Here is a 16,310-nt window from a genome sequence, read left to right on the forward strand (position 1 = left end):
ACGCTAGTCGAGGAGCGCACGTCGTCGCGCGGTACCGTGACGGGCCGCTCTTGCTAGGTGTGTACTACCCGGCCGTACACTGGCTCGGGGGAAGCTGGCACTCGCGCGCATCGAGTGCCAGGCCGGGACCGGGAAAGACAGCTGGAGGTGTGCGCGATGCTCAGTGAACGCAGGCTCGAAGTGCTGCGCGCCATCGTCCAGGACTACGTGGGCACCGAGGAGCCGGTCGGCTCGAAGGCGCTCACCGAGCGGCACAGGCTGGGCGTCTCGCCGGCGACCGTCCGTAACGACATGGCGGTCCTGGAGGACGAGGGGTACATCGCGCAGCCCCACACGAGCGCGGGCCGGATCCCCACCGACAAGGGCTACCGCCTGTTCGTGGACAAGCTGGCGGGCGTGAAGCCGCTGTCGTCGCCCGAGCGGCGCGCCATCCAGAACTTCCTGGACGGCGCCGTCGACCTCGACGACGTGGTGGGGCGCACGGTGCGGCTGCTGGCGCAGCTGACCCGGCAGGTCGCCGTCGTGCAGTACCCGTCGCTGACGCGCTCCACGGTGCGGCACGTCGAGCTGCTGTCACTGGCACCCGCACGGCTGATGCTCGTCCTGATCACCGACACCGGACGGGTCGAGCAGCGCATGGTCGACTGCCCGGCCCCGGTCGGCGACACCTCGGTGGCCGATCTGCGGGCCCGGCTCAACAGCCGGGTGGTGGGGCGGCGCTTCGCCGACGTCCCGCAGCTGGTGCAGGACCTGCCCGAGTCCTTCGAGGCGGAGGACCGCGCCTCCGTGCAGGTCGTGCTGGCCACGCTCATGGAGACCCTGGTCGAGGAGACCGAGGAGCGCCTGATGATCGGCGGCACCGCCAATCTGACCCGCTTCGGCCACGACTTCCCCCTCACGATCCGGCCGGTGCTCGAGGCGCTGGAGGAGCATGTCGTGCTCCTCAAGCTGCTCGGCGAGGCCAAGGACCCAGGCATGACCGTGCGTATCGGGCATGAGAACGCCCATGAGGGGCTCAACTCCACATCCGTCGTCGCGGTCGGCTACGGTTCTGGCGACGAGGCAGTCGCCAAACTCGGCGTGGTCGGACCGACCCGCATGGACTACCCCGGAACGATGGGAGCGGTACGCGCAGTGGCACGTTACGTCGGACAGATCCTGGCGGAGTCGTAAGTGGCCACGGACTACTACGCGGTCCTCGGCGTGCGGCGTGATGCCTCGCAGGACGAGATCAAGAAGGCGTTCCGCCGGCTCGCGCGCGAGCTGCACCCGGATGTGAACCCCGATCCGAAGACGCAGGAGCGGTTCAAGGAGATCAACGCCGCTTACGAAGTCCTCTCGGACCCGCAGAAGAAGCAGGTCTACGACCTCGGCGGCGACCCGCTGTCGTCCAGCGGCGGCGGTGGCGCGGGCGGCTTCGGAGCCGGCGGCTTCGGCAACTTCTCCGACATCATGGACGCCTTCTTCGGCACGGCGTCCCAGCGTGGCCCCCGGTCGCGCACGCGCCGCGGCCAGGACGCGATGATCCGGATCGAGGTGGAGCTGGACGAGGCGGCCTTCGGCACGACCAAGGACATCCAGGTCGACACCGCCGTCGTCTGCGCGACGTGCAGCGGCGAGGGCGCGGCGCCCGGCACCTCCGCGCAGACCTGCGACATGTGCCGCGGCCGCGGTGAGGTCTCCCAGGTCACCCGGTCCTTCCTGGGCCAGGTCATGACCTCCAGGCCCTGCCCGCAGTGCCAGGGCTTCGGCACGGTCGTGCCGACCCCCTGCCCGGAGTGCGCGGGCGACGGCCGGGTCAGGTCCCGCAGGACGCTCACCGTCAAGATTCCGGCGGGTGTGGACAACGGCACGCGCATCCAGCTCGCGGGCGAGGGTGAGGTCGGCCCCGGCGGCGGCCCCGCCGGTGACCTCTACGTCGAGATCCACGAACTGCCGCACGCGGTGTTCCAGCGCCGCGGCGACGACCTCCACTGCACGGTCACCATCCCGATGACCGCCGCAGCCCTCGGGACGAAGGTTCCGCTGGAGACCCTGGACGGCATGGAGGAGATCGACATCCGGCCCGGCACGCAGTCCGGCCAGTCGGTCCCGCTGCACCAGCGCGGCGTCACCCACCTCCGCGGCGGCGGCCGCGGCGACCTCATCGTGCACGTCGAGGTGCAGACCCCGACCAAGCTCGACCCGCAGCAGGAGGAACTCCTGCGCCAGCTCGCGGTGCTGAGGGGCGAGGAACGGCCGATGGGCCAGTTCCAGCCGGGGCAGCAGGGGCTGTTCTCGCGGTTGAAGGATGCGTTCAACGGCCGGTGACCGGTGTCGGCCGGGCCGGCCGGCCGTGAGGCCGAACGGCTGCCCCGACGCCCCGAGGGCCGATTCGGGGCCGTGCGGGGGACGTGGCACGATGCGTGCATGTCCTCCGCACTGACCGATCTCTGCCGGTTCCCGATCGTGCAGGCCCCCATGGCGGGCGGCGCCGCGTGCCCGCAGCTCGCCGCGGCCGTGTCCGAGGCCGGCGGCCTCGGGTTCCTCGCCGCCGGGTACAAGACCGCCGACGGCATGTACCAGGAGATCAAGCAGTTGCGAGGGGCGACCTCGCGCCCCTTCGGCGTGAACCTCTTCATGCCGCAGCCCGACCACGCCGACCCCGCCGCCGTGGACGTCTACGCCGGTCACCTGGCCGGCGAGTCCGCCTGGTACGACACCCCGCTCGGCGACCCGAACGCCGGCAGCGACGACGGGTACGAGGCGAAGCTGGCCATCCTCCTGGAAGACCCGGTTCCGCTGGTCTCGTTCACCTTCGGCTGCCCCACCCGCGACGTGCTGGACGCCTTCGCCAGGGTCGGCACGACCACCGTGGTCACCGTCACCACCCCCGAGGAGGCCCAGGCCGCCCAGTGGGCGGGCGCGGACGCCGTGTGCGCCCAGGGCGCGGAGGCCGGCGGTCACCAGGGCACCCACCGCGACGGCCCCGAGGCGGACGGCCCGGGCGCGGGACTGGGGCTGCTCTCGCTCGTCGCGCAGGTCCGCGAGACCGTGCAGCTGCCGATCATCGCCGCCGGAGGCCTGATGCGGGGTTCGCAGATCGCGGCGGTCCGGGCCGCCGGCGCGGAGGCGGGACAGCTGGGCACGGCCTTCCTGGTCTGCCCCGAGTCGGGCGCCAACGTCCTGCACAAACAGGCCCTGACCAACCCGATGTTCGTGCGCACCGAACTGACCCGGGCCTTCTCCGGACGACCGGCGCGTGCCCTCGTCAACCGCTTCGTCCGGGAGCACGGTCCGTACGCCCCGGCCGCCTACCCCCAGGTCCACCACCTCACCTCCGGGCTGCGCAGGGCGGCGGCCGCGGCCGGTGACGCCCAGGGCATGGCCCTGTGGGCGGGCCAGGGCCACCGCATGGCCCGGGAGCTGCCTGCGGGGCAGCTGGTCGAGGTGCTGACCGCCGAACTGGAGAGCGCGAGGAAGCAGTCATGACGGCACCGGTGTTCGTGGTCGACCACTTCGACGCGGGCCCGGGCGGCCGGTATGTGCTCGAAGGACCCGAAGGGCGGCACGCCGTCTCCGTGAAGCGGCTGCGGCCCGGCGAGGACGTCGTCCTGACCGACGGCACCGGCCGCTGGGCGGAGTGCGTGGTGACGGACACGGAGGGCAAGGACCGGCTCGTCGTGCGGATGGACTCGGTGGCGGAGGAGCCGCCGTCCGAGCCCCGCATCACCGTCGTCCAGGCCCTTCCCAAGGGCGACCGCGGCGAACTCGCCGTGGAGATGATGACGGAGACCGGTGTCGACGCGATCGTGCCCTGGGCGGCCTCCCGCTGCATCACCCAGTGGCGCGGCGACCGGGGCGCCAAGGCGCTCGCCAAGTGGCGCAGCACGGCCCGTGAGGCCGGCAAGCAGTCACGCAGGGTCCGCTTCCCGGAGGTCGCGGAGGCCATGACGGGCAAGCAGGTCGCGGGCCTTCTGGCCCAAGCCGACTTCGCGGCCGTCCTGCACGAGGACTTCGAGTACGGAACCGTCCCCCTGGCCACGGTGGACCTTCCCGCGCGGGGCTCGATCGTGCTCGTCGTCGGCCCGGAGGGAGGCGTCTCGCCCGAGGAGGTCGCACTCTTCACCGAGGCGGGCGCGCTGACCTGCCACTTGGGCCCCACCGTGCTGCGCACCTCCACGGCGGGCACGGCGGCCGTGGCCCTGCTGCTGGGGCGGACCGGCCGCTGGTCCTGACGGCTGCCGGTCCTGTCGGCCGCGGCTCCTGACGGTCGCTCGTCCCGACGGGCGGTTCTGACGCAGCGTCACCTCCGTCTGTCCGCAAGCCGACTACCACGGCCCGCCCGGCGCGTGGCAGGCTCGCTCCCATGGGCGCAACGAAACGATACGGGCGTGCCCTGGCCGCAGCCGGGTTCGCCGGAGTGGTGGCAGTGGGTCTCGTGGCGTGTGATCCGGCCGCCACGGGCGGCGGGCTGACCTCCATGGGGGTGGCACTCACCACCGACACGACCGGGACCCGGGCCCTGGAGAGCCAGGGTGTCGAAGTCCAGTGGCTCAGCTGCTCGGCGACGGTCGGCACCAGCGGCGGCACGGGCAGCGGCACGGGCAGTGGCACAGGCAGTGGCAGCAGCGCCGGGACCGGTGGTTCCCCGAACGCCGACGCATCGAACGGCAGTGGCGCGGGCGGCGGTACCGCCGCCGCGAGGACGCCCGCACCGAGCCGGTCCGCACAGGACGTGGCGAGCGTCGACTGCGAGGGGGAGACCAGGGACGGCAAGGACATCACCCTCGCGGGGAAGGTCACCGACGAGGTCGGCGGACGGTGCGTCAGGGGTGACATGACCGCCAAGGTGGACGGGGACACGCTCTTCCGCGCCACCCTCCTCGGCAACTGCTCGGCGTCTTCGACCATCCGCGCTCCGGCCCCCGGCCCGGCCACCCCGTCCGCCCGGCCGCCCGCGCCGGGCCCCGCGGCAACCGTCACCGTGACCGTCACCGCCTCGCCCGCCGGTACGGCCAAGTAGCATGCCGCTGTACTGACGCACATGATCGGCGTACCGAGGAGGCCCGGACCATGGCCGGTGAGGCACAGGCGGACTGCCTGTTCTGCAAGATCGTCTCGGGGGAGGTGCCGGCCGACGTCGTACGGGAGACCGAGACGACGTACGCCTTCCGCGACATAAACCCCCAGGCTCCCGTCCACGTCCTGGTGATCCCGAAGGTCCACTACCCGGACGCGGGCACCCTCGCCGCCGCCGAGCCGCAGATCGCCGCCGACGTCCTGCGTGCGTGCGCCGAGGTCGCGGCGCAGGAGAAGATCGCGGACACGGGCTTCCGCATCGTCCTCAACACCGGTCCCGGCGCGGGGCAGACCGTCTTCCACACCCACGCCCACGTCCTCGGGGGCCGCGGCCTCGAATGGCCTCCCGGATAGGCCCGGGACCACACCGTGTCCGTACGCGAACTGGTGGTGCTCGGCACGGCGAGCCAGGTGCCGACCCGCCACCGCAACCACAACGGGTACCTGCTGCGCTGGGACGCCGAGGGCATCCTCTTCGACCCCGGTGAGGGCACCCAGCGCCAGATGCTGCGCGCCGGGGTCGCCGCGCACGACATCAACCGGATCTGCGTCACGCACTTCCACGGTGACCACTCCCTCGGCCTGGCCGGGGTGATCCAGCGCATCAACCTGGACCGGGTCCCGCACCCGGTGACGGCGCACTACCCGCGCTCGGGGCAGCGCTTCTTCGACCGGCTCCGGTACGCCACGGCGTACCGCGAGTCCGTCGACCTCACCGAGGCTCCGGTGGACGCCGACGGCCCCCTCGCCGAGGAGCCGTCGTACGTGCTCGAGGCGCGGCGGCTGTCCCATCCCGTCGAGTCGTACGGCTACCGGCTGGTCGAGCCCGACGGGCGCCGCATGCTGCCCGAGAGGCTCGCCGCCCGCGGCATCCGGGGGCCGGACGTGGGGCGGCTCCAGCGCGAGGGCACCGTGAACGGCGTGACACTCGACGAGGTCAGCGAGCACCGGCGCGGGCAGAGATTCGCCTTCGTCATGGACACCCGCCTCTGTGACGGGGCGTACGCGCTCGCCGAGGGCTGCGACATGCTGGTCATCGAGGCCACGTTCCTGGACGAGGACGCCGCGCTCGCCGAGGAGTACGGCCATCTCACGGCGGGTCAGGCCGCAGGGATCGCCGCCGAATCCGGCGTGCGGCACCTCGTCCTCACCCACTTCTCGCAGCGGTACACCGAGCCGGACGCCTGGGAGCGGCAGGCGCGCGCCGCCGGGTTCGAGGGCGAGCTGACCGTCGCCCACGACCTGTTGCGGGTTCCCGTGCCCAAGCGGCACTGATCCCCGGGGACGCGGCACCGCCCGGCGTACCATCCGGTAATGCCCATTCCCAAGGCCGAACTCCACCTGCACATCGAAGGCACCCTGGAGCCCGAGCTCGCCCTCTCCCTTGCCGCGCGCAACGGCGTCGATCTGCCGTACGCCGGCACCGACGACCTGCGCAAGGCGTACGAGTTCGAGGACCTGCGGTCATTCCTGGACCTCTACTACGCTCTCATGGCCGTCCTGCGCACCGAGGCGGACTTCGAGGAACTCGCCGAGGCATACCTGGCGCGGGCCGCCGCACAGGGCGTGCGCCACGCGGAGATCTTCTTCGACCCGCAGGCGCACACGGCGCGCGGCCTCGGCATCGGCACGGTGATCGAGGGTCTGGCGAGGGCACTGGACCGCGCCCCGGAGCGGCACGGCATCTCCACCCGGCTGATCATGTGCTTCCTGCGGGACGAGCCCGCGGCGTCGGCGATGGAGACCCTGGAGGCCGCCCGGCCGTACCTGCACCTGATCACCGGCATCGGCCTGGACTCGGCGGAGGCCGGCAACCCGCCGTCGAAGTTCCGCGAGGTGTACGAGGAGGCGGCACGGCTGGGGCTGCGCCGGGTCGCGCACGCGGGGGAGGAGGGGCCGCCGGAGTACATCGGGCAGGCCCTGGACCTGCTGGGCGTGGAGCGCGTCGACCACGGCCTGCGCTGCGTGGAGGACCCGGAGCTGGTGCGGCGGCTGGCGCGGGAGCGGGTGCCGCTGACGCTGTGCCCGCTGTCGAACGTGCGGCTGCGCGCCGTGGGCACGCTGAAGGAGCACCCGCTGCCGCACATGATGGCCGCCGGGCTGCTGTGCACGGTGAACTCGGACGACCCCGCGTACTTCGGCGGGTACGTGGGTGACAACTTCGACGCGGTCGGACGGACGCTGGGGCTGGGTCCGGAACAGCTGCGCGAGCTGGCCCGCAACTCCTTCCTCGCGGCGTTCCTCGACGACGACGAGGAGCGCAGGGCGCGCTGCCTCGCCGAGGTCGAGTCCTACCGGTTCGGCTGACCCGGGTCCGGCTGACGCGGTCCGGCCGTGCGGGGCCGACCACCCGGGTGCGGAGGTCGGATCCGGGCGGCGCGGGCGGCTAGGAACGCCGCCCGAGCCGCCCGGCCAGCCGGCGCAGCAGGGACCGCCGCGGCTGCCGGGGCCGCCGGGTGTCCGGCCCGGTCTTCGTCAGGGCGCGCTCCAACTGCTCGAAGTGGTCGGCGCGGGTGGCGCTCAGATAGTCGTCGGACTTCAGCGGCTCGGCGATCCGCCAGGCCCTGCGGTGGTCGCCCTCGTAGTGGACGGCGTACGCCTTGGCCAGTTCGAGCACCGACCCGAAGGGGATCCCGCCGGTGTGGTCGCGGTCGACGACCTCCTGGACGGCCGAGATGAGTCTGAGCTTCTCGTGTGTGCCGAAGGAGTCCTCGGCGAGGGCGGTCAGCACCTTCGCAGGGATCGGCCGGACCACCTCGAAGGCGAGGGTGGAGCGGATGGGCGGCCCCGCGATCTCGATGTAGGGCAGCAGCGCGCCGGTGCTGTAGTGCAGCCAGGGCAGCCGGGGACCGGCGAAGTCCTGGTGCAGCACCAGGGAGCCGGGCTCCAGCCGGGGCAGGAAGCGCTCGGCCACACAGCGCCACACCCGCGCCGTCTTGGCGATGTCGACGTGCAGGAACTCGATGGGGCTGCGGTCGTTCTCGTCGGAGGTCTGCCAGATGTCGCCGGGGTGGACCTCGATGAAGTCGATGAACGGCGCGAGCTTGTCCCTGAAGTCGCCGAGGAAGGAATCGCTGTCCTGCGGCGCGGCACCGCCCTTGAAGAACTTCGGCGAGGCGAACGTGCCCTTGCCCACCCGGAAGAAGTCGTACGCGTGCAGCCGGCCGCCGCTCCGGTCGAAGCCCGGGTTCTCGCTCAGGCCGAGCGCGAGGGCGTACGTCGATCCGCCGCCCCCCGACCCCAGCTCGATCAGCTGACCCTCACCGGTCAGCCGGCTGCGTCCCAGCAGATAGAGGAAGCGCAGCTCCCAGGAACTGACCTGGGAGTAGGGGACGGCGGCCGGGAGTACGACATCGCCCAGCTGGGAGTAGAGCTTGCCGAGGGACATGGTTTCCTCGCGGTCTCGGTCGTTGTCGGGCTGCGCTCCGGACGGGACGGAATACCCTGTCGGCCACGCGTGAACGCAGGGCGGCCGGCAGGCCGACAGTCGGCACTGCGGAGCTGAACGGCATCGGCCGCGGGCCCGCGCCACCGCGCGGGCGGCGGTGCGCGCCCCTCCAAGCGGCACCGGGCGTCGGCGTACGGCGGGCGCCCTTGACCGACCTCCGTTCACGTACTTACTGTCCATTCTCATATCTGGACAGCGCCTTGTGGTGTGCACGACCCGCACGTCCCGGAACCGACGGAACCGACCCCGTAGGAGCGCACCGATGAACCCGAAGGACCTCACGGTCACCGACGTGCGGCTCACCCCGGTCCTCGTGGCCGACCCGCCGCTGCTCAACACCCAGGGCGTGCACCAGCCGTACACGCCCCGGCTGATCGTCGAGGTCGTCACCGCCGGTGGCGTCACCGGCGTCGGAGAGACCTACGGCGACACCGCGTACCTGCGGCTCGCCCGTCCCCTCGCCCAGGCGCTGCCGGGCCATCGGGTCACCGATCTGAACGTGCTGCCGGATCTTGCCGCCCGCGTGTGCGGAGACTCCCCCGACGCCGACGCCGACGCCGACGCCGACGCCGACGCCGACGCCGACGTCGTGGACGCCGGCGGACTGCGCGGCGTCCGGACCGCCGAGAAGCTCCGCCTGTCCGTCGTCTCCGCCTTCGAGGTGGCATGCCTGGACGCCCTCGGCAAGGCGCGGGGACTGCCCGTGCACGCGCTGCTCGGCGGCAGGGTCAGGGACGCGGTCGACTACAGCGCGTACCTCTTCTACCGCTGGGCCGGACACCCCGGCGGCCGGGGCGAGGACGACGGCTGGGACGCCGCCCTCGACCCGGCCGGCATCGTCCGCCAGGCCGCGCGCCTCGCCCGCGAGCACGGCTTCGCCTCCTTCAAGCTCAAGGGCGGCGTCTTCGAACCCGACGCGGAGATCGCCGCCGTCCTCGCCCTCGCCGAGGCCTTCCCCGGCCGGCCGCTGCGCCTCGACCCCAACGGCGCCTGGTCGGTGGAGACCTCGCTGTACGTCGCCGGGCGGCTGGAGGGCGTCCTGGAGTACCTGGAGGACCCGGCCTCCACCACGGCCCGGATGGCCCGGGTCTCCGCCGGCACGGACATCCCGCTGGCCACCAACATGTGCGTGACGACGTTCTCCGAGATCCCGGAGGCCTTCGCCTCGGACGCCGTGCAGATCGTCCTCTCCGACCACCACTACTGGGGCGGACTGCGCAGGACCCAGGAGCTCGCCGCGGTCTGCCGCACCTTCGGCGTCGGACTGTCCATGCACTCCAACACCCACCTCGGCATCAGCCTCGCCGCGATGACCCACGTCGCGGCCACCGTTCCCGGCCTGGACCACGCCTGCGACAGCCACTATCCCTGGCAGACCGAGGACGTCCTCACCGAACGGCTCCGGTTCCGCGCGGGCCGCATCGCGGTCTCCGACGCTCCGGGACTCGGCGTGGAACTCGACCGCGACCGGCTCGCCGCGCTCCACGCGCGCTGGCTCGACGAGGCCGCGCACGGCCCGATGCGTGACCGCGACGACGCCGCGGCGATGCGGCTCGCCGACCCGTCGTGGACGGCCCCGCCCGTGCCGCGCTGGTAGGGCCGCGCCGCGCCGCCGGGGCCGTGGCCGTGGACGCCTTCCGCGCGGATCCGGCCGCGGACCGGAACGCATCGGGCACACTGGGCGTCACCGAGCACCGCACACCCCGGAGCACACGTGGCCGCCGAGAGCACCCTCAACCGGAAGAACGGACAGCACCCGCACACCGCTGTGGATCCGCTGGCGCGGCTGCGCTCGCCCAAGGACCCCGTCTACGACGTGTACCTGACCGGGACGGTGTTCCTCGACATCATCTTCACCGGCCTCGACTCCGCACCCGTGCGCGGCACCGAGTCCTGGGCGCGCGGCATGGGATCGAGTCCCGGAGGGGTCGCGAACATGGCCACCGCGCTGGCCCGGCTGGGCCTGCGCACCTCGCTGGCCGCGGCCTTCGGGGACGACCACTACGGGGAGTACTGCTGGGACGCCCTCGCCCAGGGCGAGGGCATCGACCTGTCGTTGTCGCGGACCGTCCCCGGCTGGCACTCGCCGGTCACCGTCTCCATGGCCTACGAGGGCGAGCGCACCATGGTCTCCCACGGCCACGAGGCACCGCCGCAGGAGCCCGCGCCGGACTGCCCGCCCTCCGCCAGGGCCGCCGTGGCCGCGCTGACGCCGGGCAGGCAGGCCGAATGGGTCGCCCAGGCGGCCCGTAAGGGAACCCGGATCTTCGCCGACGTCGGATGGGACGACACCGGCCGCTGGGACCCGGCCGACCTCGCCGACCTGCGGTACTGCGAGGCGTTCCTGCCCAACGCGGAGGAGGCCATGCGCTACACCCGCACCACCTGCCCGCGCGCCGCCGCGCACCGGCTCGCCGAACTGGTGCCGCTCGCCGTCGTCACCCTGGGCGCCGAGGGCGCGTACGCCGTGGACGCCGCGACCGGAGAGTCGGCGGAGGTGCCCGCCATCAAGGTGGAGGCGCTGGACCCGACCGGGGCGGGCGACGTCTTCGTCGCCGGGTTCGTCGCCGGCACCCTCGCCGGGTGGCCGCTGGCCGACCGGCTGGCCTTCGGCGGACTGACGGCCGCCCTGTCGGTGCAGGAGTTCGGCGGCTCGCTGTCCGCGCCCGGCTGGTCGGAGGTCGCCGCCTGGTGGGAGCAGGTCCGCACGCACCCCGCGCAGGACCCGGAGGCGCTGCGCAGATACGCGTTCCTGCAGGACCTGGTGCCCGAGGCGGCCCACCCGTGGCCGCTGCGCAGGGCCGTCCCGACCATCGGCTTCCGCAGCGGCTCCTGATTGAGAGGGGCCACGGCCCGGGTACGGATGTGGCGGAGGAGGAAAAAGCCCTCGGCCCTGTCGGCGGCAGGTCGTACTCTTGACGTACGAGGTTGTCGAGCAGCGAGAACCCTGCACACGGAGGTATGCGCAGGCCACAGAGCCGGCCCATGACTCAGACACCCACAGCACAGACCCCGGCGCCGGGGCAGGCCCGAGCCCACTTCACCGTTCCCGCCAAGCATCCGATGGTGACGGTCCTGGGATCCGGCGACGCCCTGCTGCGCGTGATCGAGAAGGCGTTCCCTTCCACCGACATTCATGTGCGAGGCAATCAGATCAGTGCGGCGGGGGATGCGAAGGAAGTCGCTCTGGTCCAGCGCCTGTTCGACGAGATGATGCTGGTGCTCCGCACCGGACAGCCGATGACGGAGGACGCAGTGGAACGCTCGATCGCCATGCTGAGAGAGGAGACCTCGGGCACGGGTGTCGAGACGCCCTCCGAGGTCCTCACCCAGAACATCCTCTCCAGCCGCGGCCGCACGATCCGGCCCAAGACCCTCAACCAGAAGCGGTACGTCGACGCGATCGACAAGCACACGATCGTCTTCGGCATCGGTCCCGCCGGTACGGGCAAGACGTATCTCGCCATGGCCAAGGCGGTCCAGGCCCTGCAGTCCAAGCAGGTCAACCGGATCATCCTGACCAGGCCCGCGGTGGAGGCCGGGGAGCGCCTCGGCTTCCTGCCCGGCACGCTCTACGAGAAGATCGACCCCTACCTGCGTCCGCTCTACGACGCCCTGCACGACATGCTGGACCCGGACTCGATCCCCCGGCTGATGGCCGCGGGCACGATCGAGGTCGCCCCGCTGGCGTACATGCGCGGCCGCACACTGAATGACGCGTTCATCATTCTGGACGAGGCCCAGAACACCAGCGCCGAGCAGATGAAGATGTTCCTGACGAGGCTCGGCTTCGACTCGAAGATCGTCATCACGGGCGACGTCACACAGATCGACCTGCCCGGCGGCACCAAGAGCGGTCTGCGCCAGGTGCAGGACATCCTGGAGGGCGTCGAGGACGTGCACTTCTCGCGTCTGACGTCCACCGATGTCGTCCGGCACAAGCTGGTCGGCCGTATCGTCGACGCGTACGAGAAGTACGACAACGTCAACGGTGGCCGTGACAAGCAGGACCAGCGGGACAGCGGGAACGGCCGGCACGGGAAGTAGAGCCCAACAGCACATGTCGATCGACGTCAACAACGAGTCCGGCACCGAGGTCGACGAAGAGGCCATCCTCGACGTCGCCCGCTTCGCCCTCGCACGTATGCGGATCCACCCGCTCTCCGAGCTCTCGGTGATCGTCGTGGACGAGGCGGCCATGGAGCAGCTGCACATGCAGTGGATGGACCTCCCCGGCCCCACGGACGTCATGTCCTTCCCCATGGACGAGCTGCGTCCGCCGGGCAAGGACGACGAGGAGCCCCCGCCGGGGCTGCTCGGCGACATCGTGCTCTGCCCCGAGGTCGCGCGGAAGCAGGGCCTGGACGCTCCCACGGGGCATTCCATGGACGAGGAACTCCAGCTCCTCACCGTCCATGGAGTGCTCCACCTCCTCGGCTACGACCACGAGGAGCCCGACGAGAAGGCCGAGATGTTCGGCCTCCAGGCGGCGATCATCGACGACTGGCGCGCCGAGCACGGCGTGACCGGGCCGTCCCCCGCCCCCACCACCCGGTGACCCGGTGACCGGTCAACTGATCACCGGAGCGGTCCTGCTGGTCGTCGTCGCCTGGCTGGCGGCCTGCGCCGAGGCGGGCATCGCGCGGGTCAGCAGCTTCCGCGCCGAGGAGGCGGTCCGCTCGGGCCGGCGCGGCGCCGTCAAGCTGGCCCTCGTGGCCGGCGACCCGACGCGCTACCTGAACGTGGCGCTGCTGGTGCGGGTGGCCTGCGAGATGGCCGCCGGTTCCCTCGTCACGTACGTCTGCCTCCAGGAGTTCGACGCCACCTGGGAGGCGCTGGCCATCGCCATCGGCGTGATGGTCCTCGTCAGCTATGTGGCCGTCGGCGTCTCCCCTCGCACCATCGGCCGCCAGCACCCGCTGAACACGGCGACGGCATCGGCGTACGTCCTGCTGCCGCTGGCCCGGATCATGGGCCCGATCCCGCAGCTGCTGATCCTCATCGGCAACGCCCTGACCCCCGGCAAGGGCTTCCGCAAGGGCCCGTTCGCGAGCGAGGCGGAGCTGCGGGCCATGGTGGACCTCGCGGAGCGCGAGTCCCTCATCGAGGACGAGGAGCGCCGCATGGTGCACTCCGTCTTCGAGCTGGGCGACACGCTCGTCAGGGAGGTCATGGTGCCCCGCACCGACCTCGTCTCCATCGAGCGCTACAAGACCGTCCACCAGGCACTCACCCTCGCCCTGCGCTCCGGTTTCTCCCGCATCCCGGTGACCGGCGAGAACGAGGACGACATCGTCGGCATGGTGTACCTGAAGGACCTCGCCCGGCGCACCCACATCAACCGCGACTCCGAGAACGACCTGGTCTCCACGGTGATGCGCCCCGCCGTCTTCGTTCCCGACACGAAGAACGCGGGCGACCTGCTGCGCGAGATGCAGCAGGCACGCAACCACGTCGCGGTCGTCGTCGACGAGTACGGCGGCACGGCCGGCATCGTCACCATCGAGGACATCCTCGAGGAGATCGTCGGCGAGATCACGGACGAGTACGACCGGGAGGAACTGCCGCCGGTCGAAGACCTCGGCAACGGCTCCTACCGCGTCACCGCCCGTCTCGACATCGGCGACCTGGGCGAGCTGTACGGCCTCGACGAACTCGACGACGAGGACGTGGAGACCGTGGGCGGCCTGCTGGCGAAGGCCCTCGGCCGGGTGCCGATCGCCGGTGCCTCCGCCGTCGTGGACCTGCCGGACGAGCGCTCGCTGCGGCTGACCGCCGAGTCCCCCGCAGGGCGGCGCAACAAGATCGTCACCGTGCTGGTGGAGCCGGTCCAGGTGACCGCGGACTCGGCCGCGGAGGGCGGCGCGGAAACGTGACACCACAGGAGCTCAGGTCCTTCTGCCTCGGCTTCGCCGCCGCGGTGGAGGACTTCCCCTTCGGCCCCGAGTTCTCCGTCTTCAAGGTGGCCGGGAAGATGTTCGCGCTGAGCGACCTGGGCGGCGAACCGCTGAAGGTCTCCCTGAAGTGCGACCCGGAGGAGGCCGTCCGGCTGCGGACCGCTCACGCCGCCGTCGAACCCGGCTGGCACCTCAACAAGCGGCACTGGAACACGGTGACCCTGGACGGCAGCCTGCCCGACCGGACGGTGCGCGAGCTGATCGAGGACTCGTACGACCTGGTGGTGGCGGGCCTGCCGAAGGCGGAACGGCTCCGGCTCGACCGGCCCTGACGACGCGGGCCCTGGGGCAGCCGTCCGGACCGTCCCCCCGCCCTTCACGTGCGGGCGGGGTGCCTGCCGCGCCGGGCGGTGCGGAGCGCGATGCGGCCCGCCACCAGCCCGATCAGGGCCGCGAGCAGCGCGGGCAGCAGCTCCCTCCCGCTCAGCGGCTCGGTGTCCAGCATGGTGCGCAGCGCCGGTACGTAGACCGCCGCGAGGCCCAGAACCGCGGAGGCGGCGACGGCGGCGGGCAGATACGGGTTCTCCCGCGACCACAGGCGCTCCCGGAGGCCCAGGCAGATTCCCAGCTGCGCGGCGAGCAGCGACAGGAACAGGATGCTCTGCCAGGGGCCGCCGCGCCGGTCGGCCCAGACGCCCGCGACGAGGCTGACGGCGGTGACGAGGGCACCGAGCGCGAGCACGCGGTTCCACAGCCCCGCACCCAGCACGTGTTCCTGCGGAGGCCGGGGCGGGCGGTTCATGGCCTGCGGCGAGGCGGGTTCCGCGCCCATGGCGACGCCGGTGAGGCCATGGGTGAGCAGGTTGATCCACAGGATCTGCCCGGCCCGCAGCGGCAGTGCAAGACCCATGAGCGGGCCGAGCAGCATGACGGCGATCTCGGCCGCGCCGCCCGCGAGGCCGTACAGGAGGAAGCGGCGGATGTTGTCGTAGATGCGCCGTCCCTCCTCCACCGCCGCGACGACCGTGCCGAGGTCGTCGTCGGCCAGCACCAGGTCCGCGGCCTGGCGCGCGACCTCGGTGCCGCGGCTGCCCATGGCGACGCCGATGTCGGCCTGCCGCAGCGCGGGGCCGTCGTTGACGCCGTCGCCGGTCATGGCCGTCACTCCGCCGTGGCTGCGCCACGCCTGCACGATGTCGAGCTTCTGCGGCGGGCTGGTCCTGGCGAATACCCGCACCCGGGTGAGGTCGCCCACCTCACCCGCCGCGATCTCCTCCCCGGTCACCACCAGCCCGTCCCCCGCCTGCCGCACAGCGCCTCCCCGGCCGGGGCCGGCCTCCTGGCCGCGCCCCACCTCGGGTGCTCCACCGCGCACCGCACCCGCACCCGGCTCCGGCCCTGCGCCCCGGGCCTCCGCGCCGGGCGTGGGCGCGGGCGCCGGGGTCCGGGTGTCGTCCGCCTGCCGGGTGGCTGCCGTCTCCTGCTCGGGCGGGAGCTCTCGGCCGGTGTCCGCCCCGCCGTCGCCGTCCGGCCCGGCGGCCCGGCCCTCCTCGCCGGGCGCGGGGCGGTTCGCGCGGCTCGCGCCGGGCGTGGGCGCCGGGGTCCCGTTGTGGTCCGTCCGCCACCCGGGTGCGGGTTCCTGGCCCTGTGCCCCGCGGCGGTGCGGTGCGGGTGCTTCGTCGGGGACCGGGTCCGGCCCGGGGGACCGGCCGGAGGCCTGCTCCGGCTCGGAGGGTGCGGACCCAGCGGCTTCCGCGTCCGGGGCCGACGGGCGGGCCGTGACCCTGCGGCGGGCGTGCGGCTGGTCGGCCCGAAGCCGCGCTGGGCGCGCGCGGACGGCGGCGAGGCGGGGCTGCACCCGTCCAACATCCACGACACGCCCTACTCGGTGGGCGCGGTCGACT

The 16,310-nt window shown here is 72.5% G+C and carries 16 protein-coding genes; 14 read left to right on the forward strand and 2 right to left on the reverse strand.

The genetic code is table 11. From position 1 onward, the window contains the following. Positions 1–156: 156 nt before the first annotated feature. The 8 genes from hrcA (at position 157) to GUY61_RS03930 (ending at position 7,368) form a co-directional block, all read left to right on the forward strand. Positions 157–1,173: a heat-inducible transcriptional repressor HrcA gene (gene hrcA, locus GUY61_RS03895; protein ID WP_166628619.1), complete on the forward strand. Its 1,017-nt coding sequence runs from the start codon at positions 157–159 to the stop codon at positions 1,171–1,173. Continuing rightward, on the forward strand, positions 1,174–2,310 hold the full coding sequence (gene dnaJ / locus GUY61_RS03900; protein ID WP_166628620.1) for a molecular chaperone DnaJ: 1,137 nt from the start codon (positions 1,174–1,176) through the stop codon (positions 2,308–2,310). Between the two features lie 99 nt (positions 2,311–2,409). After that, a complete protein-coding gene (locus tag GUY61_RS03905; RefSeq protein ID WP_166628621.1) occupies positions 2,410–3,471 on the forward strand; it encodes a nitronate monooxygenase in 1,062 nt (353 codons plus the stop codon). Next, the gene (locus tag GUY61_RS03910; RefSeq protein ID WP_166628622.1) at positions 3,468–4,217 is read left to right on the forward strand and encodes a 16S rRNA (uracil(1498)-N(3))-methyltransferase; all 750 of its coding nucleotides are present in this window, start codon (positions 3,468–3,470) and stop codon (positions 4,215–4,217) included. The genes GUY61_RS03905 and GUY61_RS03910 overlap by 4 nt, the downstream gene beginning before the upstream one ends. A 131-nt stretch (positions 4,218–4,348) precedes the next feature. Then, entirely contained in the window at positions 4,349–5,005 is a 657-nt protein-coding gene (locus GUY61_RS03915; RefSeq protein ID WP_243766164.1) for a hypothetical protein, read from the forward strand. 50 nt (positions 5,006–5,055) lie between these two features. After that, entirely contained in the window at positions 5,056–5,415 is a 360-nt protein-coding gene (locus GUY61_RS03920; protein ID WP_166628623.1) for a histidine triad nucleotide-binding protein, read from the forward strand. 15 nt (positions 5,416–5,430) lie between these two features. Next, complete coding sequence (locus GUY61_RS03925; RefSeq protein WP_166628624.1) at positions 5,431–6,336, forward strand: ribonuclease Z; 906 nt, start codon at positions 5,431–5,433, stop codon at positions 6,334–6,336. Between the two features lie 39 nt (positions 6,337–6,375). Then, on the forward strand, positions 6,376–7,368 hold the full coding sequence (locus tag GUY61_RS03930; protein WP_166628625.1) for an adenosine deaminase: 993 nt from the start codon (positions 6,376–6,378) through the stop codon (positions 7,366–7,368). 79 nt (positions 7,369–7,447) lie between these two features. On the opposite strand, the gene GUY61_RS03935 is transcribed toward GUY61_RS03930, so the two are convergent. Then, positions 7,448–8,449 carry a class I SAM-dependent methyltransferase gene (locus GUY61_RS03935; RefSeq protein WP_166628626.1) on the reverse strand — a complete coding sequence of 334 codons (1,002 nt, stop codon included), beginning with the start codon at positions 8,447–8,449 and terminating at the stop codon, positions 7,448–7,450. 322 nt (positions 8,450–8,771) lie between these two features. Here GUY61_RS03935 and GUY61_RS03940 point away from each other — a divergent pair, with 322 nt between their 5' ends. The 6 genes from GUY61_RS03940 (at position 8,772) to GUY61_RS03965 (ending at position 14,738) form a co-directional block, all read left to right on the forward strand. Continuing rightward, positions 8,772–10,106: an enolase C-terminal domain-like protein gene (locus tag GUY61_RS03940; protein ID WP_166628627.1), complete on the forward strand. Its 1,335-nt coding sequence runs from the start codon at positions 8,772–8,774 to the stop codon at positions 10,104–10,106. 117 nt (positions 10,107–10,223) lie between these two features. Beyond that, entirely contained in the window at positions 10,224–11,345 is a 1,122-nt protein-coding gene (locus GUY61_RS03945) for a PfkB family carbohydrate kinase (RefSeq protein WP_166628628.1), read from the forward strand. A gap of 149 nt (positions 11,346–11,494) precedes the next feature. Next, positions 11,495–12,556 (forward strand): PhoH family protein, encoded by a 1,062-nt coding sequence (locus GUY61_RS03950; RefSeq protein WP_166628629.1) that lies wholly within the window; start codon positions 11,495–11,497, stop codon positions 12,554–12,556. A 13-nt stretch (positions 12,557–12,569) separates the two neighbouring features. Further along, complete coding sequence (gene ybeY / locus GUY61_RS03955) at positions 12,570–13,067, forward strand: rRNA maturation RNase YbeY (RefSeq protein WP_166628630.1); 498 nt, start codon at positions 12,570–12,572, stop codon at positions 13,065–13,067. 4 nt (positions 13,068–13,071) lie between these two features. After that, complete coding sequence (locus GUY61_RS03960) at positions 13,072–14,385, forward strand: hemolysin family protein (RefSeq protein WP_166628631.1); 1,314 nt, start codon at positions 13,072–13,074, stop codon at positions 14,383–14,385. Then, positions 14,382–14,738, forward strand: a complete 357-nt coding sequence (locus GUY61_RS03965) for an MmcQ/YjbR family DNA-binding protein (protein ID WP_166628632.1) — start codon at positions 14,382–14,384, stop codon at positions 14,736–14,738. The genes GUY61_RS03960 and GUY61_RS03965 overlap by 4 nt, the downstream gene beginning before the upstream one ends. A gap of 44 nt (positions 14,739–14,782) precedes the next feature. Here the strand turns inward: GUY61_RS03965 and GUY61_RS39705 are convergent, their stop codons facing one another. Continuing rightward, the gene (locus GUY61_RS39705) at positions 14,783–15,718 is read right to left on the reverse strand and encodes an HAD-IC family P-type ATPase (protein WP_313896498.1); all 936 of its coding nucleotides are present in this window, start codon (positions 15,716–15,718) and stop codon (positions 14,783–14,785) included. Between the last annotated feature and the right edge of the window lie 592 nt (positions 15,719–16,310).

It is taken from the genome of Streptomyces sp. GC420, assembly GCF_009916105.1.
GTDB lineage: Bacteria > Actinomycetota > Actinomycetes > Streptomycetales > Streptomycetaceae > Streptomyces.